This window comes from Pseudomonas sp. GW823-FHT05G12, from assembly GCF_058795575.1.
The window spans coordinates 652167-673008 of record NZ_CM179501.1; the positions used below are offsets into that span (position 1 = coordinate 652167).

At 60.0% G+C, this 20842-nt stretch carries 21 protein-coding genes and 1 riboswitch; of the genes, 5 read left to right on the forward strand and 16 right to left on the reverse strand.

Features of this window, described 5'->3' with window-relative positions:
- Window positions 1–24: 24 nt before the first annotated feature.
- The 3 genes from ispA to ribB form a co-directional block, all read right to left on the reverse strand.
- Entirely contained in the window at window positions 25–912 is an 888-nt protein-coding gene (gene ispA / locus AC3RCM_RS03000; RefSeq protein ID WP_409322841.1) for a (2E,6E)-farnesyl diphosphate synthase, read from the reverse strand.
- Window positions 909–1151 carry an exodeoxyribonuclease VII small subunit gene (locus AC3RCM_RS03005; protein WP_003255380.1) on the reverse strand — a complete coding sequence of 81 codons (243 nt, stop codon included), beginning with the start codon at window positions 1149–1151 and terminating at the stop codon, window positions 909–911. Before AC3RCM_RS03005 ends, ispA begins: the two co-directional genes overlap by 4 nt.
- Window positions 1152–1316: 165 nt before the next feature.
- Window positions 1317–1967, reverse strand: coding sequence for a 3,4-dihydroxy-2-butanone-4-phosphate synthase (gene ribB, locus AC3RCM_RS03010; protein WP_492629364.1), 651 nt, complete (start codon window positions 1965–1967; stop codon window positions 1317–1319).
- Window positions 1968–2047: 80 nt separating this feature from the next.
- Window positions 2048–2189: riboswitch (FMN riboswitch) on the reverse strand.
- A 150-nt stretch (window positions 2190–2339) separates the two neighbouring features.
- Here ribB and AC3RCM_RS03015 point away from each other — a divergent pair.
- Window positions 2340–3320 carry a zeta toxin family protein gene (locus AC3RCM_RS03015; protein ID WP_064492920.1) on the forward strand — a complete coding sequence of 327 codons (981 nt, stop codon included), beginning with the start codon at window positions 2340–2342 and terminating at the stop codon, window positions 3318–3320.
- 21 nt (window positions 3321–3341) lie between these two features.
- Here AC3RCM_RS03015 and AC3RCM_RS03020 read toward each other — a convergent pair whose 3' ends face one another.
- The 3 genes from AC3RCM_RS03020 to AC3RCM_RS03030 all read right to left on the reverse strand — a co-directional run bounded on the left by AC3RCM_RS03020 (window position 3342) and on the right by AC3RCM_RS03030 (window position 6356).
- The gene (locus AC3RCM_RS03020) at window positions 3342–4235 is read right to left on the reverse strand and encodes an alpha/beta hydrolase (RefSeq protein ID WP_104886755.1); all 894 of its coding nucleotides are present in this window, start codon (window positions 4233–4235) and stop codon (window positions 3342–3344) included.
- A gap of 100 nt (window positions 4236–4335) precedes the next feature.
- A complete protein-coding gene (locus AC3RCM_RS03025; protein WP_198747173.1) occupies window positions 4336–5664 on the reverse strand; it encodes a HAMP domain-containing sensor histidine kinase in 1329 nt (442 codons plus the stop codon).
- Window positions 5664–6356, reverse strand: a complete 693-nt coding sequence (locus tag AC3RCM_RS03030) for a response regulator transcription factor (protein ID WP_060539117.1) — start codon at window positions 6354–6356, stop codon at window positions 5664–5666. The genes AC3RCM_RS03025 and AC3RCM_RS03030 overlap by 1 nt, the downstream gene beginning before the upstream one ends.
- Before the next feature lie 181 nt (window positions 6357–6537).
- On the opposite strand from AC3RCM_RS03030, the gene AC3RCM_RS03035 reads away from it, so the two are divergent.
- The 4 genes from AC3RCM_RS03035 to AC3RCM_RS03050 all read left to right on the forward strand — a co-directional run bounded on the left by AC3RCM_RS03035 (window position 6538) and on the right by AC3RCM_RS03050 (window position 11807).
- Window positions 6538–8715, forward strand: a complete 2178-nt coding sequence (locus tag AC3RCM_RS03035; protein WP_064492924.1) for a TonB-dependent siderophore receptor — start codon at window positions 6538–6540, stop codon at window positions 8713–8715.
- Window positions 8716–9278: 563 nt separating this feature from the next.
- Window positions 9279–9542, forward strand: a complete 264-nt coding sequence (locus AC3RCM_RS03040) for a DUF3077 domain-containing protein (RefSeq protein WP_392525591.1) — start codon at window positions 9279–9281, stop codon at window positions 9540–9542.
- Between the two features lie 385 nt (window positions 9543–9927).
- Window positions 9928–10995: an AAA family ATPase gene (locus AC3RCM_RS03045; RefSeq protein ID WP_392525593.1), complete on the forward strand. Its 1068-nt coding sequence runs from the start codon at window positions 9928–9930 to the stop codon at window positions 10993–10995.
- Window positions 10992–11807 (forward strand): hypothetical protein, encoded by an 816-nt coding sequence (locus AC3RCM_RS03050; RefSeq protein WP_392525594.1) that lies wholly within the window; start codon window positions 10992–10994, stop codon window positions 11805–11807. The genes AC3RCM_RS03045 and AC3RCM_RS03050 overlap by 4 nt, the downstream gene beginning before the upstream one ends.
- Before the next feature lie 134 nt (window positions 11808–11941).
- Here AC3RCM_RS03050 and AC3RCM_RS03055 read toward each other — a convergent pair whose 3' ends face one another.
- The 10 genes from AC3RCM_RS03055 to eat all read right to left on the reverse strand — a co-directional run bounded on the left by AC3RCM_RS03055 (window position 11942) and on the right by eat (window position 20807).
- A complete protein-coding gene (locus AC3RCM_RS03055) occupies window positions 11942–12040 on the reverse strand; it encodes a DUF6429 family protein (protein WP_492629365.1) in 99 nt (32 codons plus the stop codon).
- 268 nt (window positions 12041–12308) lie between these two features.
- A complete protein-coding gene (locus AC3RCM_RS03060) occupies window positions 12309–12779 on the reverse strand; it encodes a hemerythrin domain-containing protein (RefSeq protein ID WP_457251818.1) in 471 nt (156 codons plus the stop codon).
- A 523-nt stretch (window positions 12780–13302) separates the two neighbouring features.
- Window positions 13303–14004 carry a LexA family transcriptional regulator gene (locus tag AC3RCM_RS03065; RefSeq protein WP_049587189.1) on the reverse strand — a complete coding sequence of 234 codons (702 nt, stop codon included), beginning with the start codon at window positions 14002–14004 and terminating at the stop codon, window positions 13303–13305.
- A gap of 182 nt (window positions 14005–14186) precedes the next feature.
- Window positions 14187–14714 (reverse strand): inorganic diphosphatase, encoded by a 528-nt coding sequence (gene ppa / locus AC3RCM_RS03070; protein WP_003255365.1) that lies wholly within the window; start codon window positions 14712–14714, stop codon window positions 14187–14189.
- 92 nt (window positions 14715–14806) lie between these two features.
- Entirely contained in the window at window positions 14807–15622 is an 816-nt protein-coding gene (locus AC3RCM_RS03075) for a M90 family metallopeptidase (protein ID WP_198747171.1), read from the reverse strand.
- A 20-nt stretch (window positions 15623–15642) separates the two neighbouring features.
- The gene (locus AC3RCM_RS03080) at window positions 15643–16290 is read right to left on the reverse strand and encodes a DedA family protein (RefSeq protein ID WP_392525598.1); all 648 of its coding nucleotides are present in this window, start codon (window positions 16288–16290) and stop codon (window positions 15643–15645) included.
- A gap of 234 nt (window positions 16291–16524) precedes the next feature.
- Complete coding sequence (locus tag AC3RCM_RS03085; protein WP_492629366.1) at window positions 16525–16983, reverse strand: GNAT family N-acetyltransferase; 459 nt, start codon at window positions 16981–16983, stop codon at window positions 16525–16527.
- A gap of 107 nt (window positions 16984–17090) precedes the next feature.
- Complete coding sequence (eutC, locus tag AC3RCM_RS03090) at window positions 17091–17909, reverse strand: ethanolamine ammonia-lyase subunit EutC (RefSeq protein ID WP_010951820.1); 819 nt, start codon at window positions 17907–17909, stop codon at window positions 17091–17093.
- A gap of 8 nt (window positions 17910–17917) precedes the next feature.
- A complete protein-coding gene (locus tag AC3RCM_RS03095) occupies window positions 17918–19312 on the reverse strand; it encodes an ethanolamine ammonia-lyase subunit EutB (RefSeq protein WP_104886750.1) in 1395 nt (464 codons plus the stop codon).
- Window positions 19313–19358: 46 nt separating this feature from the next.
- Window positions 19359–20807: an ethanolamine permease gene (gene eat, locus AC3RCM_RS03100; protein WP_003255355.1), complete on the reverse strand. Its 1449-nt coding sequence runs from the start codon at window positions 20805–20807 to the stop codon at window positions 19359–19361.
- Window positions 20808–20842: the final 35 nt, after the last annotated feature.

Here is a 20842-nt window from a genome sequence, read left to right on the forward strand (position 1 = left end):
CCCTACAGGGATAGGTGAAGCTGTTTAGTTACGGCGTTCGACAATATAACGCGCCAAGGCCCGCAGCGGCTCGGCCTTTTCGCCGAACCCTTGCAGTGCGGCCAGCGCCTGGTCGCGCAGTTCGATTGCATAGAGTTTGGCGGCTTCCAGCCCCAGCAGGGCCGGGTAGGTCGGTTTGTCACGCGCTATGTCTGCACCTTGGCGTTTGCCCAAGGTAGCAGTGTCGCTTTCCACGTCGAGGATGTCGTCCTGCACCTGGAATGCCAGGCCAATGGCCTGTGCATAAGTTTGCAGGGCATCCAGCTGCGCCGGTTCGGCACGGGTACTGGCCAGGGCGCCGAGGCGTACGCTGGCTTCGATCAGCGCGCCGGTCTTGTGCCGGTGCATGAACTCCAGCGCCTGCTGGTCCAGCTTCTGGCCCACCGAACCGAGATCGATGGCCTGGCCGCCAACCATGCCGGCCGGGCCGGCAGCTTTGGCCAGCACCTGAACCATGGCCAGGCGAATGCTGTCGATCTGAGGGCTCAGGCAAGGGTCGAGCAGGGCACTGAAAGCCAGGCTCTGCAAACCGTCGCCAGCAAGGATGGCGCACGCTTCGTCAAACGCCTTGTGGGTGGTCGGCTGGCCGCGACGCAGGTCGTCGTCGTCCATGGCCGGGAGGTCATCATGCACCAGCGAGTAAGCATGAATCAGCTCGACCGCGCAGGCTGCACCGTTGGCCTGCTCGGCGGGGGCGCCCAAGGCTTCGCAGGCCGCGTAGGCCAGCAACGGGCGCACGCGTTTGCCGCCGTTCATCACGCTGTAGCGCATGGCGGCGTAAAGGCGTTCCAGCTCTTTGCTCGGGGCGATGAACAGCGGTTCGAGGGCTGCGTCGACGCGCGCCTGGCAACTGGCCTGGTAGGTGCCAATCATGCTTCCGGCTCCGCGTCGAAGGGTTGGGCAGCCAGTTCGCCGTCGCGCTCCAGCAGAATTTGCACCTTCTGTTCGGCCTGGGCCAGGGCGCCCTGGCAGTCACGGGTCAGGGCGATGCCTTGTTCAAAGGCGGCCAGCGACTCTTCCAGCGACAACTCGCCGTTCTCCAGGCGCTCGACCAGTGCTTGCAGGTCTGCGAGGGATTGCTCGAAATCGAGGGAGGCTTTTTTGCGGGCCATGGCGACTGTCTCGGTGGCATTCAGAACGGCGCGACACTAGCAGAGCGGGGCGGGGGGAGCAAACTTCCGGCAACTGCATCGGCTGATGCAGACCGATGGAGGAGCGGCCCTATGTCGCGAAAGGGCCGCTCGCACAAGGACCGCAAAGCGTCCCGGTTCGGTGGATCAGGCCGGCTCTGCTTCCCGTTCCAGCATTGCCTCACGGTACCGCGCCAGCTCCTCGATGGTCAGCACCGGCAAATTGTACTGCCGTGCATATACCGCCACCTGCTCACCACGGGCCATGCTGCCATCGGGGTTCATCAGCTCGCACAAGACCGCTGCCGGGCGCAGGCCGGCCAGGCGCGCCAGGTCCACCGAACCTTCGGTATGCCCACGGCGGGTCAGCACCCCGCCATTGCGGGCGCGCAGCGGAAAAACATGCCCCGGGCTGACAATATGGCGCTGTTCGGCGCTGGAGCGCAGTGCTGCGCCAATGGTGGTGATGCGGTCCTGGGCGCTAACCCCGGTGGTGATACCTTCGGCCGCCTCGATCGTGACGGTGAAACCGGTGCCGTGGCGGGCCTGGTTGTTCTGCACCATGGGTGCCAGCTGCAGTTCGTCGACGGTGGCTTCGTCCAGGCACAGGCAGACGATGCCGCTGCAATCGCGAATCATCATGGCCATGGTCTGCAGCGAAATGTTCTCGGCGGCGGCAATGATGTCCGCTTCGTCCTCGCGGTCGTCATCGTCGAGCAACAGTACTGGGCGCCCGGCCTGGAAGGCGGCGATGGCGGCGGAAATATTGGGGAATTGCGCGTGGTGCTGGGTGAACATGAAACGCTCCTCGTGAATGATCGATGAACGTCTCGGGGCGAACAAAATGCGCGCGCAAGGGCGCCCGGATGGCCCCTGCATGACGCCTTCTTTCATCCGGACTATGACCGTCGGCTCTGGAGTTGCACCAGATCTGCTGACCCCCGACATGGTCGGGGCGCTCGCGGGCTCATCTTTCGATTTACCGCCGGTGGGGACTTACACCCCGCCCTGAAGACCGGCCAAGCATACAGCACAGTGCCACCCCAGTGGCAACCCGCGGTTCTACTACCTTCGGCGAGACTTGCAGCAGTAACCATCTACTCCTTTCTCACCTGCCGCAGCGCTTACCTTCGTGACGGTCACATTGGCAAACCAAGGAAACGAACCGTCATGTCCTCTCTCTATCCTTTTACCGATACCGATCTCCATCTCGCATTCAGAAAGGTCGTCGACACTTTGTTCGACAAGAAGCGCGACTACGTCGACGGCGTGCTCAAGCCCAAAATGCTCATCATTGCCGGTACACAAGGCTCGGGTAAGACGTACTTGCTGGAAAAAACGCTGCTGAAGAGCGGGCGCTACGACAATTATGTTCGCCTTTACGAAACCCATTTTCGTGAACTGCACCCTCATTATCGGGCGATGGAAGACAAAGGCGTGCTGCATGTCTATGAGCATACCGAGTCGTTCATCTGGCGCCTGGGGGCAATGATTTGCACGTATGCGATGGAAAACAAATACAACATCATCATGGAAACCGCGCTCGACAGCCCTCATTTCGCTGATTTTCCACCTGAAGCCGCCCGGCAGGGCTATCAGAGCGAGGTCCATCTGATTGCGTGTCAGAAAGAATTCAGCCACTGGTCGACCCTGGACCGTGTGGTCAACAGCGTTGGCAATCAGGAGATCGAGCGTGTGGTCAGCCTGACGCAGATCGAAGAGGCGCAAATCAATGGCAGGGCCATCATCGATGCTTTCGAAAACGCCTGTATCGAGGTGCCGGGTTCCGAAATCGTGATCTATCGACGTGGCCTGGAGACGGACAGGAATAGCCTGCCGGTCTGTCACAGCACCTGTCCTGAAAAAGGGCTCCTCGTGCCCCAGCAGACCTACCAGGGCAGGGCATTCTTCCGCGGAGCAGACCTGAAGATCAACTTCAAGGTCCAGCGCAGCCCCCAGGCCGATTTCCCCTGTTCCTATATTCAGTATGCGCAGGTGGTGCATGCCGGCCTGCTGGGTTTGAAACACCGTCGGACGATGGCCGAACTCAATTGCAAAACCCTCGGCCAGGCTCAGAAGCTGATGTCGCAGCTGCCTGTGGATGTCTACCGCGAACTGTGCCTGTACGTGCTCAAGTACGCGCAACCTTGAGTCGGACAGGCGCAGGGCTGGTCACTGGCCAGACATGCCTTCGATCACCCTGCGCAGGGAGGCGGCCAGCATGGGCCCATGCCCCAGACCGTCGAAGCGCTCATAGCGCACGTCGAGGCCTTTGATCGCGGCCAGATCTGCCGCCAGGCGGCGCGCAGGCAACTCGTCGTCCTCGTGCGGCGAACCATGCGGGTTGGCGGGCTCCTGCCCGCCGCGCATCAGCAGCAGGCGCGGGCGCGCCTCGCCCAGGCGTGAGGGAAGTCCTTGCGCCTCCCGGACAATCACGCCATCGCGCCACCACAGTGACGGGCTGGCAGCCGCGTAAAGGCAGAATTCGCCGGGGCGGGTAAACAGTGCGTGAAGCACGGCCAGGCCACCATAGGAGTGCCCCCACAGCGTCTGTCGTTGCGGATCGATCGGCGCCATAGCCGACACCATCGTGCGCATGCGCCCGGTCAAAAGTTCCAGGAACGCATCGACCCCGCCGCTGGGCTGGCCGGTCAGCGGATCACGCTGCTGCACCTGCTCCGGCAGCGCCGGGGTGTAGTCCAGCGTACGGCCGGCCCTGTCGATGCGCAGTTCGGTCCGATAACCCACCGCCACCAGCAGGGGCGCCTGGCCTGCGGCGAGCCTGTCCAGTTGTTGCTGATCCAGCGTCCCCAGTGCAGCATTCCCATCGAGCATCCACAGCACCGGGTACCCCGATGCCGGCGCTGGACGATTCGGCTTGCCAACCCACAGGCGGTAGTGACGCAGGCCATCGGCCGAGTCCAGATCAAACTGGCTGAAGTGATAGGCCAGGTCCTGGCGCCGTAGCACCGACGTGTCCATCTTCTGGTCATGCTCGGGCTGTGCCAGGACAAGAGGGGCCGCCAGGGCAAGTGCCAAGGCCAGCATCAGGTTCTTCTTGCTCATCAGGCGTCTCGTCAGGGCTTTGCATGGAGCGCAAGGCTTGAGCGCCCAGATGATAACCAGTCCCGATCGAGCGTAAAGCGCATTAACTTTCTAAACAGTCTCAGGCCGCAGGCAAGGTCATGTGCAGGCACAGGCCCGGGTGCCCATTGCTGGCCCATAACCGCCCGCCTTGCAGTTCGATGGCGCGACGGGCGATAGCAAGGCCCAGGCCGAAGCCTGCGCCACTGTCGGCCAGGCGTTGGTAGGGCTTGAAGATGCGCTCAAGGTCGGTATCAGGTACGCCTGGCCCCTGGTCGCTCAGGCGCAGTTGCCAGTATGCGCCCTCCCGCCAGCCATCGAGGCTGACCCGGCCTTCGGTCGGCGAGTGGCGAATGGCATTGCGCAACAGGTTTTCCAGGGCCTGGGCCAGGCTGTCCAGATGGGCCTGCACCAGGCAGTCGGTGCCAAGTGAACACGGCAGGCGCGCACGGTCCCAGCCGCTTTCGAAGCAGACGTCCTCGCACAAGGCTTCCCACACGGAAAGCACCAATACCGGCTCGGTCGCCAGGCTGGGCTGTTCGGTGTCCATCCAGGCCAGGTCGAGGGTGTTTTCCAGCAGCTTCTGCATGTCGGCCACCTCACGGTCCAGGCGCTCGCGCAGCTGCGGCGGTGGCAAGTCGCTGTCATGGGCGATGCGCAGCCGCGCCAGCGGCGTACGCAATTCGTGAGACAGCGTGCGCAACAGCAGGCGCTGTTGCTCAAGGCTCTGGCGCAGGCGCCCGGCCATGTGCTCGAAGGCCTGAGCCAGCTCACCCAGCTCATCACGCCGCTCCTGCAGGGGCAGGGCGGGGCTGTCCAGATCATCGGCCCGCAGGGCGTCGGCGCGGTCGCGCAGGCGGTTCAGCGGCACGACAAGATGCCGGTATAGCGCAAGGCCTAGCAGCAGGGCCAGCAGTGCGGGGGCAACGCCATGCGTGACCACATGGGTCCAGGGTGTCAGGCCTGTGGGTAGCAGCCGTTCGGGCAGTTGCAGCACCAGGCGGCCATGCTCGGGGTGTTGCGGAAATTCGATGCTGACGTAGGGCAGTTCATCCTGCAGGCGCCGGCTCATCGGCCAGTCGAGCTTGCGCATGAATGTCAGGTGGCTGGCTTCCTCGGCGCTCAGCGGCGTGGTGCCAAGGCTCTGAAGGTGTGGACCTATCACGGCCACCCAGGTGTCCTCGGCCCGTGCCACCTGCTTGCGCCAGGCTTCGGTGCCGGCTGCGCCGTCCTGCTCCCACGCCTGTTCGGCCTGTTGAGCATAACGCGCCAGGTAGTCCTGGTCGGCCTGGGACAGAAAATAGGTACTGCGTTCCACCGAAAGGCCCCAGGTCCAGATGAGCCAGATCAGCAACAGGCAGAAGCTGACTTGTAGCAAGGCCAGTTTCCACAGCAACGGGTGGCGACGCATCAGGCCTGCTCCGTGTCGACCAGGATGTACCCTTGGCCACGCACGGCCTGGATCTGCAGGTGCTGGGCATTGATGTCGGCCAGTTTGCGGCGCAGGTTGCACACATGCACATCCAGGCCTCGGTCCAGTCGGGTATAGGCCCTGTGCAGCACGGTCTGGTACAGGAAGGGCTTGCTCAACGCTTCGTCGGGGTGGGCCAGCAGCGTGACCAGCAAGCGGAATTCGGAAGCGGTAAGGCCAGCGGCGTTGCCGTTGTGGATAACGTCCTGGCGGTCGTGGTCCAGCATCACCTCCCCCACGTCGGCACGCAGCGCCGTACCACGATCGAATGCCACGCGCCGCAGCAAGGCATCCACCCGTGCGTCCAGCTCCGCCAGGCTGAAGGGCTTGGGCAGGTAGTCGTCTGCACCACGGGTGAAGCCGCTGATGCGATCCTGCTCGGCCCCTAGTGCCGACATCAGCATGACCGGCACCGCCTGCTGGCGGCGCAGGGCGTCGAGCAGGCTGAGGCCGTCGATGCCTGGCAGCATGATGTCCAGCAGCACCAGTTCGAACTGCGATTGCTGTATGGCATTCAGGGCCTGGGTGCCGCTGGCGCAGGCGTGCACCTGGAAACCGCGGTTGCGGAAATGGCGGTCCAGGTCCTGAAGCAGGCGTGGGTCGTCTTCGGCAAGGAGAAGTGAGGTGGGCACGGCGAGCCTTGATGAGAACTTTTATCAGTTGCGAATCATCCCACTGGCTGCAGGGAAAGGGCAACGCCTTGATGTGTTAAGAAGGTTAATCCTGCTGCACCCTGGATTTCGCTCCGGTATCGTTCGCAAAAAGCAACTTGTTTCGTTTGCGATTCAATATCATTTGGGCGAAAGGTGTGTCATGACCGGTTTCAAAAGTGTGGGCAGCTTGCAACGGGTTCGGGGATGGCTGGCGCTGGGGTTGCTGGCACCGTTTTCTTTATCGGCAGTGGCCGAAACGGTAGCGGCCCAGGCGGCGGCTGAAGACAACTCGCTTGATCTGCCTGCATTGACCATCGAAGGCAACCGCCTGTACGACATGCTGCCTTCGGAGGAAACCGGCGGTTACAGCGTCGATGCCGCTACCGTGGGCACCAAGACGCCGGCAGCGCTCAAGGACATCCCGCAGTCGATCACCGTCTACACCCAGGACTACGTCAAGGATCGCCAGTTCGTGCACCTGGATGACCTGGCCAAGTACACCGCTGGCCTGCGCACCCTGACCAATGACAGCGGCCGTTCGTCGATCTACGCCCGTGGCTACGAGTACAGCGAATTCAACATCGATGGCCTGCCGGCCCCCATGGCCAGCATCTTTGGCACCGTACCGTCGCTGGCCGCGTTCGACCGTGTCGAAATCATGCGTGGCCCGGCCGGGTTGTTCAGCAGCACCAGCGAACTGGGCGGTATCGTCAACATGGTACGCAAGCGCCCGACCGCCGAGTTTCAGGGGCACATCGAAGGCAGCTACGGCACCTGGGACACCAACCATGAAGAAATCGACCTGAGCGGCCCGCTGGACGCCGCCGGTCGCGTGCGCGGGCGCTTCATTGCATCCCGTGACGACACCAATGGCGAAGTGGACTACAACGCCAACACCAGCAACAGCTATTACGGTGCGCTGGATATCGACCTGGACGACGCCACTACGCTGTCGTTCGGCCTGATGCACGAAGTGAAGAACATCACCCCGCACAACGGCTACCCGGCCACGTTGTCCGGCGAGGTGCCCGACTTCAGCCATTCGCGTTTCCTGGGCGCCGACTGGAACTACTTCGACGGCAAGACCACCGACCTGGTCGCCGAGCTGACCCACCGCTTCGACAATGGCGGTTACGGCCGTGTCGCGGCCCGTGGCTCGCACCGCGACACCAACTACCTGTACGCCTTCACTGCAACCAATGCCACCACAGGCGCCAACTCCGAGCGCGCCAGCGCCCGTGATTTCACCCAGGACACCTACTCGCTGGACGCCAGTTACAGCCAGCCGTTCGAAACCTTCGGCCAGGTCAGCGAGTTCGTGGTGGGCAGCGACTACAAGAACTACGACACCGAGTATCTCAACGGCACCACCAACCTGGGCGCCATCAACGTCAACACCTACTCGCCTAAACAGTTCGCCAAACCGTCGCCCAACTACAGCACCGAGACCGGCATGCAGGAAGAGGAATACGGCCTTTATTCCAAGGTCACATTCCGCCCGATCGAGCGCCTTGCGCTGATTGCCGGTGGCCGTTTCAGTTGGTACCGCGGTGATTTCTACACCACCACCCTGAGCAGCGGTGCATCGACCAATGACAGCAAGCGTGTGGACGGCCACTTCACCCCGTACGGGGGGCTGGTCTATGACTTGACCGAGAACCACGCGCTGTACGCTAGCTACTCGCAGGTTTTCAAGCCTCAATCCGACACCGACAGCAGTGGCCGGGTGTTGAAACCGCGTGAAGGCGAGCAGTACGAGTTCGGCCTCAAGAGCAGCTACTTTGGCGGCGATTTGAATACGCGCTTCTCGGTGTTCCGCCTGACCGACAAGAACCGCGCTACCACCCTGTACGATGCCGATGGTGTGGCCACTACCGATTCCGTTGCATCCGGCAAGACCCGCGTGAAGGGCGCGGAAGTGGAAGTGAGCGGCAAGCTGACGCCGAATTGGGAACTGCTGGCTGGCTACACCTGGATGGAGACCGAAACCGTAAAGGGTGACGCCGAAACCACGTTCTTCATCATGCCGCGCAACCAGGCTTCGCTTTGGAGCAAGTACACCATCAGTCAAGGGCCGCTGACCGGCCTGGCGATTGGTGGCGGAATTTCCGCGATGAGCAACTTCTACTCCGAAAACGGCGGCGTGCGTATCGACGCGCCGGGCTACGCGACGGTGGATGCGATGCTGTCGTACCCGGTGACTTCGAAGCTGACCGCCACCTTCAACGTCAATAACCTGTTCGACCGGGACTACCTGTCGCGGGTGGGCTCGACCTCCACGTTCAACTTCTACGGGCCGTCGCGCAGCATGATGGTTGGGGCGCGGTATGACTTCTGATAATCAGTTTTTTTCCGTTGCGCGTAGGCCGTTTCTGAAATAGCTTCCTACCGCCTCTGTGCCATTGCAGTGGTTCTCTCGGCGACCTAGTCTGGCCCTGTCGTTGCCAAATCAGCGACCGGGCCTGCAAGCCCGCCGAGAGCAAAATGACCACAACCGATCGCCAATGACATGTCATTGCGTACGCTTGATGGTGGCTACGTACGGGAGGTTTTCGAACCTGCCGGATTTTGCTCTCTGCCGGTCTTGCAGACCCGTACGTGGCCGCCACCCATCACACTGCAAGTCATGAGTGGCAGCTCTAGCCAATTAATAGAGAGTGTCACCATGCTGAATATCGTCCCCGATCCACCCCACGCAGTTCATTCCCTCACGTACAGCTTTGTTCCGACCTCGGGCTTTGCACCAAGTCTTTGTTGATGTGTTGGTAATGCCGGCCCTTTTGCAGGTGAACCTGATCCTACAGAGCCATCACAGACTTCAAGGCGGGCGGTACCTGTAGGAGCGGCTTCACCCGCGAACAGGCCCGCCAAGGCATTAGATATCTTTCAGGGGAATGAACAATGACAACAGAAGACACCCAATTCACCGTAGGCAAAACAACCTTCTACCAAGGCGAAAACTGCACCCACCCACTGTTCCGCATCGAGCCAGGCATCCCTTGCCGAGACGCACGCGAGCAGTCCTCAGAGCTGATGGGTTACGTACGCGAACTGACCATCACCGGCCTGATGGATGAGAAACCGATGATGATCTGGGCCGCCCACTATCTGAGTGCGATGGCCAAGGCGCTGATGGATGATGCTGAGTTGGGGATGAGGCGTTAATGCTTCGCTGCTTGTAGGCGTGGTGCCGCCGTCAGGGCAATTGATTGAAGCCGGGCAGGTTGAATGGGCTTTGCTGGTTCAGGATCTATAGAGAAGGTAAAGTTCGGCTACCTGCTGTTGTGCCCCGCAGGGGGGGGCAGTTGGCAGTCATCGTAGACCTACTTTCTCTGTGTGATTTTCCGAATTGCCTCCGCGGTGAGATCTAGGCTTTGCTCGGTGCTAAGAAAGAAGCTTTGCATGCTGATCAACCAGGCTCAGCTTATGACGCGCGGTGATCGCCGGAGGCACCTTGGGCAGCTGCAGCCAGAGCAGCGCTGCCGTTTGTCTTCGGACGTGTAGAGTAAAAGGTATGGAGTCTATAAGCGGCTCAAACGTGGGAAGCACAATGAAAATTTCATCGATACATGCAGAATCTGTTGGGCCCTTGAGCGGTGAGCCAATCATTTTTCAGAATGATTGGACCGAAGAGCTGGAGTCAAAAATTCTACTGACCGGCCCTAATGGTTGCGGAAAATCAACCGTTTTGCGTGCAGTCGCTACCCTGTGGGAGGCGTTGGGGCACTGGTTGGACCAGCGCAAGGCGCTGCCGCAAAAACATGAGTCCAGACAATGGCTACAGCGCTGGGAGGGCATCGCGGTAGTTATTGAAAATCTGCATCCCTTCACAACACAACCTGTAGGTTTGGTTTTTGGGAGTATGGATTGGGTGGAAGCTATACAAGCTAAACACTCGAACACACTTTGGATAGGCGAGTCAGTTGCTAGGACTGGCAAGCCCGGCCAGCCAAAGAGGTCTTTGTACCTCCCTAAAGAGGCCTGGGTTGATAAATGGTCTGAAAGTCGTAAGCAATTGATCCTGTCCCACGAGAAGGTCGACGCCCCGAACCTGATTTATCTCGATGCGGAGGAGCGGCGCTGGGTTTCTCCGAAAAGAAACGTTTCTGAGCCTTTGCCCGATATCCTCACGCAACGCTGGCTCACAAAGTACCTGGTTTCGGAAGATTGGCGGGGGCAGTTGGAGGCATCGCTTATTAATTTGAAGACAACCCAGCTGCATAAGTTTCATGAAGTGATTAGAGGGCTCAATCAGTTTCTTGTAGGGAAACAGATTGATCCAGAGATCAAGCCCGGCGAGGGACGGCTGCGCGTGAAGATCAATGGGAAGCGTGGCGTCTACCATTCTTTGGATGACCTTAGTGCTGGTGAGCACCAAGTGCTTATTCTTCTGTACCTGATGCACCGCTGGCTGCAAAAAGGTGGCGTTGTACTCATTGATGAGCCTGACTTGTATCTTCATCCCTCTTTGGTTACGCCGCTATTGAATGCACTAGAGAAACTGGTTGAAAGCCACGGTGGTCAGATAATTATCACCTCGCATTCGGTAGATGTTTGGCAGCGTTATGAAAGCCAAGGGATGCGTATTGAGCTCCGCACTCAGGGAGCTGATGCATGAGCAAACTGGAAACGCGTATTCGCGAAATCAAAGAGCAGCAGGTCGGAAACTCCGGCAGACGTGTGTTGCTGTTGGAAGGCGTTGATGATGTTCAGGCCTTTGAAGTCTTTCTGAGAAAAGTCCATCCAAATTTCGAAAGAAGTTGGGTGTTGGCGTGGGCGGGTAAAAAGCAAAGCGTTATTGATATTCTCGTACAGGAGACTGACTGGCTGGGGGTGGTGGATCGCGATGAGTGGTCTGACGAGAAGATTGCCGAAATAACCCAAACAACGGAAAACTTGCTTTTCCTGCCTAGGTACTGTATCGAAAACTACTTGGTATTACCTCGTGAACTGTGGAATGCCCTTCCCGAAAAGCAGCAAAATAAAATTGCAGGGGGGCTTCTACAGTTGGAGCAGGTTGTGATGCAGGATCTTGACCGTTGGGTGAGTCATGGGGTGTTGTGGTCAATCGTCAATCCGCTGTGGGAAGGCCTGCGCTCACTCGGTTTTAAAGAAAAACTGCTTGATCCAGCTATCTCATTTGATCATGAGGAAATACACAGGGTTTTAGTTGAGTGGCATCAGTTTTTGGAGCCAGATCACATCATTCAACGATTTCAGGACAAGCTTGAGACGGTTTTAAATCTGTCTCCGGAGGAAAAGCTTGCGCGTCATGTCCATGGTAAAAAATTCTACGAAGCGGTTATAGATACATCGCTTAATAAATTACTCGGCCAGCGATCAGCCATTGAGCGACAAAAGGCAATTATCAGGTTTATGAGCGTTCCTGACGATCTCGATGAAGTATGGGCGCGAATGGAGTTGAATTGATACGTTGTAAGCCGGTTTGCGGTCCGCCCTTGTTGGGTAGCCGCAATTAGCCGTCATGGCTATGCTCCTTCCCATCAAATGAACATGTGTCTTCTAAGCCGGCTTCGATTGGCGATCACTGGTGGCCTCGTCTGCTAGCTGCGGACCTCGCTCCATTCCTCCGTCGTCAACCAGATGGATTTTTTTCTGTTAACTGGAACACTGATGAAACCCTGTTCATGCAGTCGATTCATGATCTCGAAGTCGAATCCTTTCCACGCGTTACCTTTGTCGGAGCGCTTACGAATCAGTAAGGGGGCACTAGATCGAAGCGCTTTCTGCCTAAGCAGGGGATCTGCAAGAACGCTGGAACGTTGGTACTCTCTGAAAGCCTACCATAAGCGTCCGGCTCATTCACCTCACGGTAAATCGCTATAGGAGGGTATATGCAGCCTCGGATATCAGTGCAATAAAGTTGCGAATTCAAGTGTTGATCATCAGCCTTATTTTGACGCAGGGTATCTAGATCTTTGGCGTGTGCCATTGAAGCTTTATTTCCTGCCATTGGGTGTCTGACAACCACTTGTCTGCTACCGGAAAGAAAATATTCTCCTCGGCATCCATATGGTCATAATATTTCTTGATGAAGTCTTCGATCGTGTCGGCAATTACTCTGGTCTCTTGCTTTGACTGCTCCAACATCTTGAGCTGTCCGGCAATTCGCGTGAAGGCTTTATGATCTTGCTCGATGGCCATGACCCGTTGGTGAATCGGTGCGTCGGTTGTCAGCAAGGCCAGCCGAATAAGCTCTTCATTTTCATGGTGGTGCCGCTCTGCATCACCATGCAAGGCTTCCAGTTGCTTAAACAACAGCTTGCAGTCATCGGCACCCGCAGAGCCGTGTCTTATCCTCTCCAGTAATTCTTTGATCTGAGTAATTTTGGTAGCCACCTCATGATGATAGGCGTGCAGCTCTTTCAATAAGGCGTTCATGCTAAGTCCTCATCACTACATCAAACCGTTACAGATTAAATATAAATAATAAGCAATCTCCAAGGATGGCCGCACGTGTCAGCGCACATCTAATCGTTTTATTATAGTCTGGCGCGAAACGCTCACCTTCAGAAAAAACCCTCCATTGGAAGATTTCGAAATATCAACTTGATATCTATATGCGCGACAAGAAGAAGCCGACACCCCAGAATCGCTTGCGGGCTGAACGTGAACAGCGGGGGGGCTGAGCACAACGGGAGGTGTCAACCTTATTCAGGACGGGGCATTGCCAAATTAAAAAGCCGGCTTGTGGCCGGCTTCTCGGGGACGCTTCCGACTAATTTATGGTAAGCCGCAATCGCCTTAACTGTGTGGCCATCAAGGGCCTGAAAGAGATGGCAGATGCCCGTGTGGGATATCGCCGAGCCCTCTGGAACGCGGCTCGCGCCGGTCGGGGCTTAATGTGCGGCGTAGCATACAAGGGCGGGCGCAGGATGCCCAGCAAAAAATTGCCCAGAGCGCTTCAACTGGGCCGCTGCTGGCGGAAATGTGACCAGTGGAACACCCAGCCAAGAATTTCCAGGCCCTGCGCCTGACGCTGAGCAGCGGTGTAGCGTTCGACCGTGTAGTTGCGCCGGTCATGGCTGTGCAGGTACAGGGTGTCGTGCGGGCCAAGACTGAGGTTGTTTACCCTGAGCATGCCGTTTTGCAGCAGGGCATAGGTTTCGCCCTCGACCACCTGGGTCATGCCCAGGTCGATGGCCAAGGTAGCTTGCAGCGGAATCAGCGGGAGCATGTTGCTGGCCGGCATTGCCAGGCAGATTGCGTTGCCGGCTTGCACACCCAAGCCCTTCAGGGCTTTTGCCGGCAAGCGCAGGTGCTTGCTGCCCACCGGCGACAGCAAGCCGTTGCGCACTTCGTAGTAGGGCACCTTCAATACCCGGCCACGATGTTCCGACAGCGGGGTAAGCGGGTTGGCGGGCGCTGGCCGTGGACGGCCGTTGCGCAGGAGTGGATTGGGGTGTTTGGGGCCTTCACCGGTGCGCAGCCAACGCCGGTGCACACAGAACAGATCGGCCAGTTCGTCCAGTCGGGCCAAAGGCACACCGCGTTTGAACCAGTTGTTGACGTGCTGTGCTGTGACGCTGCGCTGGGCGGCGAAATCGGAAGGGGTCAGGCCACATTCGTGGAGCAGGGCTCTGAGGCGGTCGCCGGAAGTGTTCATGGCGGCGAGTGTAGCGGCGGGTTGCCAGTAAGGAAATGAACCGGGTGTTGACGGGATTTGTACGAAAAGAGGCTGTTTGTAGGATGCTGGTGTAGGACTGTGTAGGATTTGTTCCCAGCAGTGAGCGCGTTCCATTCAGGCATGAAAAACCCCGCCAAAGCGGGGTTTCCCTGCAGTCGAAATCAGCCCTTGTAGGCAGCGACCGATTTGGTGATCGCGGCACGGGCGGCATCAGCGCCTTCCCAGCCTTCGATCTTGACCCACTTGCCCTTCTCGAGATCTTTGTAGTTGGCAAAGAAGTGCTCGATCTGCTGGATCAGCAGGGCTGGCAGGTCGGTGTATTCCTTGACGTCAACGTACAGCTGCGACAGCTTGTCGTGAGGAACAGCGATGACCTTGGCGTCGCCGCCACCGTCGTCGGTCATGTTCAGCACGCCAACCGGACGGGCGCGGATAACCGAGCCTGGGGCCACTGGGTAAGGGGTAACCACCAGCACGTCCAGCGGGTCACCGTCGTCAGCCAGGGTGTTCGGGATGAAGCCATAGTTGGCTGGGTAGAACATTGGGGTAGCCATGAAACGGTCGACGAACAGCGTGTCGCTGTCCTTGTCGATTTCGTATTTGATCGGCGCGTGGTTGGCCGGGATCTCGATGGCGACGTAGATGTCGTTCGGCAGGTCTTTGCCCGCCGGAATCTTGCTGTAGCTCATTGGGCAGTGCCCCCGTGTTTGACCAAAAAGTGGCGGCGATTATAGGCACATTCTGCCGGGGCACGCCACGCTTGGCCTGATGTGCGGGCCCGTCAGGCGTGGCTTTCGCGGTACTCGGGGTGTTCCGCCTGCAGCCGGCACAGGCGCGCCAGCGGGTCTTGCCGGTAGAACAGCGACAACTGGTGGTAGACCTTTGGATAAGCCTGATGAAGCAGGTCAGGGGCACTAAAGAAGTACTCGCTGGTAACGGCAAAGAACTCTGCCGGGTTTTCCGCAGCATAGGGGTCGATCGCGGTTTCGGCGTCGGGGTTGGCGTCCAGTTGCTGGTTGAGGTCGTCGTAAGCCTGCTGCATGGCGCTTGCCCACTCATCAACGGGCATGCCGCTGTGCAACGGTGGCAGGCCGTTGGCATCGCCGTTGAGCATGTCGAGCTTGTGCGCCAGCTCATGGATGACCAGGTTGTAAGCCTCCCAGCCACCACTGGCCTGCACGCCGTTCCAGGCCAGGATGATCGGCCCCTGCTGCCACGCCTCGCCGCTGTGTTCGCCGTCCCACACATGCTCCACGCCACTGGCATCGCGGTGGCGCTGGGGGCTCTTGAAGTCGTCGGGGTACAGGATGATTTCGTGGAAGCCTTGGTACCAGTTCAGCTCACCCAGGTGAAGCAGGGGTAACTGTGCCTGGGCAGCCAGCAACAGGCGCTGTTCGTCGTCCAGTTCGACCCCGGGCAGGCAGGTGAGGTGCTTGTCGAGCAGGAACAGGATGCAGGCTTCGCGCAGCCAGCGGTCTTCAGCGTCGCTGATGCCGTCCAGCATCGGCAGCCGCTCGCGTACGGCCTGCCATTGCTGTGGCGTGATCGGGTAACGCGCCAGAGTACGCTTGCGCCGCCAGGCGCTGAATGACCACATGCCGTTCGTTCTTTACCTGTTCAGTGAGCCTTGGCCGTACGGCCCAGGCGCCCACGCAGCAAGCCGAGAATCATCGGCACCAGCGACAGGACGATGATGCCCACCACCATCAGCGACAGGTGCTGCTTGATGAACGGCACGTTGCCGAAGAAGTAGCCCAAGGTGACCAGGCCGCCGACCCAAAGCAGCGAACCGACAACGCTGAAGCCGAGGAAGCGTGGGTAGTGCATGTGGGCGATGCCCGCGACGAACGGTGCAAAGGTGCGCAAGATGGGCAGGAAGCGCGCCATGGTCACGGTCTTGCCGCCATGGCGTTCATAGAAATCGTGGGTACGTTGCAGGTAGTCGCGGCGGAAGATCTTGGAGTTGGGGTTGTTGAACAAACGCTCGCCGGCTGTTCGGCCGATCACGTAATTGGTGCTGTCGCCCAGGATTGCAGCGGCCATCAGCAGGCCGGCCAGCAGTACCGGGTCCATGCCGCCACCCGCCGCAACGGCGCCGGCGATGAACAGCAACGAGTCGCCCGGCAGGAATGGCATCACTACCAGGCCGGTTTCGCAGAAGATCACGGTGAACAGGATGGCGTAGATCCAGGGACCGTAATTGGTGACCAGCAGATCGAGGTAGGCATCGAGATGCAGGATAAGGTCCAGCGGGTTGAAATCCATGTACAGCACCTGTGTTCTTGGGCGTAGGCTTGGTTACCGGGGGGAGGGTAAATTTTCACACATGACAGGTGAGCCATTATACGGCTAAGTCAGGAACATGCCCGGAGAGTTTGTAGCGGGGGGTTACGGTAGAGGGGTATTCCTTTACCAACCGCTTCGCGGGCACGCCCGCTCCCCCAAGGATCACTACCTTGCTTGTGGAAGCGGGCGTGCCCGCGAAGCGGTCGGTGCCGGTCAATCCTGGCTGATTGGCAGGATGTAGCTCTTGAACTCGGTATCCTCACGAAACCCGATGGATTCGTAGGTCTTGTGCGCCACTTCATTGTTCGCGCTGGTCGACACGCGCATGCGCACAGCATTGGTCTCTTTGGCCATTTTCTTCGCCTCGCGGATCAAATGGTCGGCGACCAGCATGCGCCGGGAGTCCTCGGCTACATAGATATCGTTGAGAATCCATACCCGCTTCAACGACAGCGACGAGTAGCTCGGGTACAGCTGGCAAAAGCCCAGCAGTTTGCTGTCGTCATCATCCGGAAGTGCCAGGTAAATCACTGATTCGTCCCGCTTCAGGCGCTTTTCCAGAAAGCTGCGCGAGCTGTCGGGGTAGGGCAGTTGCCCGTAGAACTCACGGTATTGGACGAACAACGGGGTGAGCAGGTCGAGGTGTTCCAGGGTTGCTTTGATGATGCGCATGTGCGGCCCTCAGAGTCCATTTGGGAAACAGCGGAATGCCAGCAGCGTTCAAGGGCATGCTGCCCAATGAACGGCACGAGTGCAATCCGCCTTCCGTGACAGATTTTTTACCCTTTGCCGAGCAGGAAGTTACCTTTCTGGTTGGCGCTGTCTTCATTCTCCAGGCTATGGACCTCGGCTTCGTCCTTTAGATTCACCCCGGAAAGCTGGCGCCGGCAGGCTTCGCGCATCAAGTACAACAGGCGGTGCGCCGCCATGCCATAGCTCAGCCCCTCCAGGCGGATATTGGAAATGCAGTTGCGGTAGGCATCGGTCAGGCCGACCTTGGGTGCGTAAGTGAAATACAGGCCAAGGCTGTCGGGCGAGCTCAGCCCCGGGCGCTCGCCGATCAGCATCACCGTCATCCGGGCGCCCAGCAGCTCGCCGACCTCGTCGGCCACTGCCACGCGGCCCTGCTGCACCAGTACCACCGGGGCGCAGGTCCAGCCGTCGGCGGCAGCCTGTTCGTCGAAGCGGGTCAGGAACGGCAGTGTGTGGCGATGCACGGCCAGTGCCGAGAGGCCGTCAGCCACCACGATGGCCAGGTCGACGCCACCGGGGTTGGCCTGGGCATGCTGGCGAAGGGTCGCAATCGAGTCTTCGTTCAGCCGCCGGCCAAGGTCCGGGCGCTGCAGGTACTGGTGGCGGTCGCTGGCAGCGCTGTGCAACACCAGGCTTTCGCGCCCGCGGTCACTCAGCTGGCTGGCCAGGCCGGCGTGGTCGAAAGCCAGGTGCACGGCATCTCGTGCCTGGGCATGGGCGAACTGGAAGTCCAGCTGCGCCCCGGTCGGCAGGCTGGTGCCGGTGCGGCCCAGGGCGATGCGCGCCGGGGTCAGGTTGCGCAGGGCCAGCCAAGGGTTGTCGGGGGTAGGCGTGCGATGGTCCATGGTCATCCCTATGCAAGCTGTGCCAAGGCCTGGCGGAAGGCCGGCGGCAGGTTGTCACCGAAGCGCACCCGGCCATCGGCCTGGGTGAAGATACCGGTGCGGGCCAGCCATGCCTCGAATTCCGGCCCGGGCTTCAGGCCCAGGGTCTGGCGCGCGTACAACGCGTCATGGAACGAGGTGGTCTGGTAGTTGAGCATGATGTCGTCGGAGCCGGGGATGCCCATGATGAAGTTGATGCCGGCCACCCCCAGCAGCGTCAGCAAGGTGTCCATGTCGTCCTGATCGGCTTCGGCATGGTTGGTGTAGCAGATATCGCAACCCATCGGCACGCCCAGCAGTTTGCCGCAGAAATGGTCTTCGAGGCCGGCGCGGATGATCTGCTTGCCGTTGTACAGGTATTCCGGGCCAATGAAACCGACCACGGTGTTGACCAGGAACGGCTTGAAGTGACGAGCCACGGCATAGGCGCGGGTTTCGCAGGTCTGCTGGTCGACGCCGTGGTGGGCGTTGGCCGAGAGCGCACTGCCCTGGCCGGTTTCGAAATACATCAGGTTCTGCCCGAGGGTGCCACGTTTCAGCGACAGCCCTGCTTCGTAGCCTTCCTGCAACACGTTCAGGTTGATGCCGAAGCCGGCGTTGGCCGCCTCTGTGCCGGCGATGGACTGGAACACCAGGTCCAGTGGCACGCCGCGGTTGATCGCTTCGATCGAGGTGGTGACGTGGGTCAGCACGCAGGACTGGGTGGGGATGTCGTAGCGCTGGATGATGGCGTCGAGCATTTCCAGCAGGGCGCAGATCGAAGCGATGCTGTCGGTGGCCGGGTTGATGCCGATCATGGCGTCGCCGTTGCCGTACAGCAAGCCGTCGAGGATGCTGGCGGCAATACCGGCCGGTTCGTCTGTCGGGTGGTTGGGTTGCAGCCGGGTCGACAGGCGCCCGCGCAGGCCCATGGTGCCGCGGAACCGGGTGACCACACGGATTTTCTGCGCCACCAGCACCAGGTCCTGCACGCGCATGATCTTCGACACGGCAGCGGCCATTTCCGGGGTCAACCCGGGCGCCAGGGCGCGCAGGCTGTCTTCGTTGGCTTCCTCGCTCAGCAGCCAGTCACGCAGGCCACCCACGGTCAGGTGGCTGACCGGGGCGAAGGCCTGGGCATCGTGGGTGTCGATGATCAGGCGGGTAACTTCATCTGCTTCGTAAGGGATCAGTGCTTCATTGAGAAAGTGCGTTAGCGGAATGTTGGCCAACGCCATCTGCGCGGCGACGCGCTCGGCGTCGTTGCTGGCCGCCACGCCTGCCAGGCAGTCCCCGGAGCGTGCCGGGCTGGCCTTGGCCATCACGTCCTTGAGGCTGTCGAAGCGGTAGACCAGATGGCCGACCGTGTGTACGAAACTTGCCATACAGAATCTCCAGAGCCGCGGGTTGCCCCGCGGCGGGTGGCAGCGATCAGTGCAGGGCCTCTTCGGCCTTCTGGATCGCGGCGAATTCCTCTTCCGGTGTGCCCGCAACCAGGTGGTGGCGGCTGTAGAAAGCAAAGTAGGCAATTAATACCGCATAGATCACTGCAGCGCCAATGACTACCCGCGGGTCCACCAGGAATCCGGCGACCACGGCGATGCACGCCAGCACCAGCGCCAGGCCGGATGTGAAGATGCCACCCGGGGTGCGGTAGGGGCGCTCCATCTTTGGCCGGCGGATGCGCAGGGTGATGTGCGCAGCCATCATCAGCACGTAAGACAGGGTAGCGCCAAACACTGCCACCAGGATCAGCAAGTCACCCTGGCCTGTCAGCGACAGGGCAAACCCGATGATGCCGGGGATGACCAAGGCCAGTACCGGGGCCTTGCTCTTGTTGGTTTCCGACAGTTTGCGCGGCAGGTAACCGGCGCGGGACAGGGCGAAGATCTGCCGGGAATAGGCATAGATGATCGAGAAGAAGCTGGCGATCAGCCCGGCCAGACCGACCAGGTTGACGAAGCCGCCCATCCAGGTGGAGCCGCCGTAGGCCTTCGACAGGGCTTCGACCAGCGGGTTACCGGAGGCCTTCAGCGCCTCGGAGCCTGCGCCGCCCGGGCCGACCACCAGGATCAGCAAGGCGAAGGCCAGCAGTACCAGCATGGCGCCGATCAGGCCGCGTGGCAGGTCACGCTTGGGGTTCTTGGTTTCTTCTGCGGCCAGTGGCACGCCTTCGACGGCAAGGAAGAACCAGATGGCGTAGGGGATGGCTGCCCACACGCCGACATAGCCAAACGGCAGGAAGCTGCTGGCGCCGACGGCGTCCGTTTTGGCGATGTCGAACAGGTTGGCTGCATCAAAATGGGGCACCATGCCTATCAGGAATACGGCCAGGGCAATGGCGGCGATGGCGGTGATGATGAACATCAGCTTCAGTGCCTCACCCACGCCGAAAATGTGGATGCTGATGAACACGATGTAGAACGCCAGGTAGATCATCCAGCCGCCGATACCGAACAGCGATTGGCAGTAGGCGCCGATGAACACCGCGATGGCGGCTGGGGCGATGGCGTATTCGATCAGGATCGCCGTGCCGGTCAGAAAGCCGCCCCACGGTCCGAACGCGCTGCGGGCAAAGCCGTAGCCGCCGCCAGCGGTGGGGATCATCGACGACAGTTCGGCCAGCGAGAAGCACATGCACAGGTACATGGTTGCCATCAGCAAGGTGGCCAGGAACATGCCGCCCCAGCCGCCCTGCGCCAGGCCGAAGTTCCAGCCGGCGTAATCGCCGGAAATGACGTACGCCACGCCCAGGCCGACCAGCAGTACCCAGCCGGCGGCGCCTTTTTTCAGTTCACGTTGCTGGAAATAGTCAGAGCCGACTTTCTCGAAGTCGACGGAGGAGCCTGCCGGCGATCCGGCGGAATGTTCGCTTGGCATAGATTCACCTGTTGTTTTTCTTGGTGGCCGGAAGG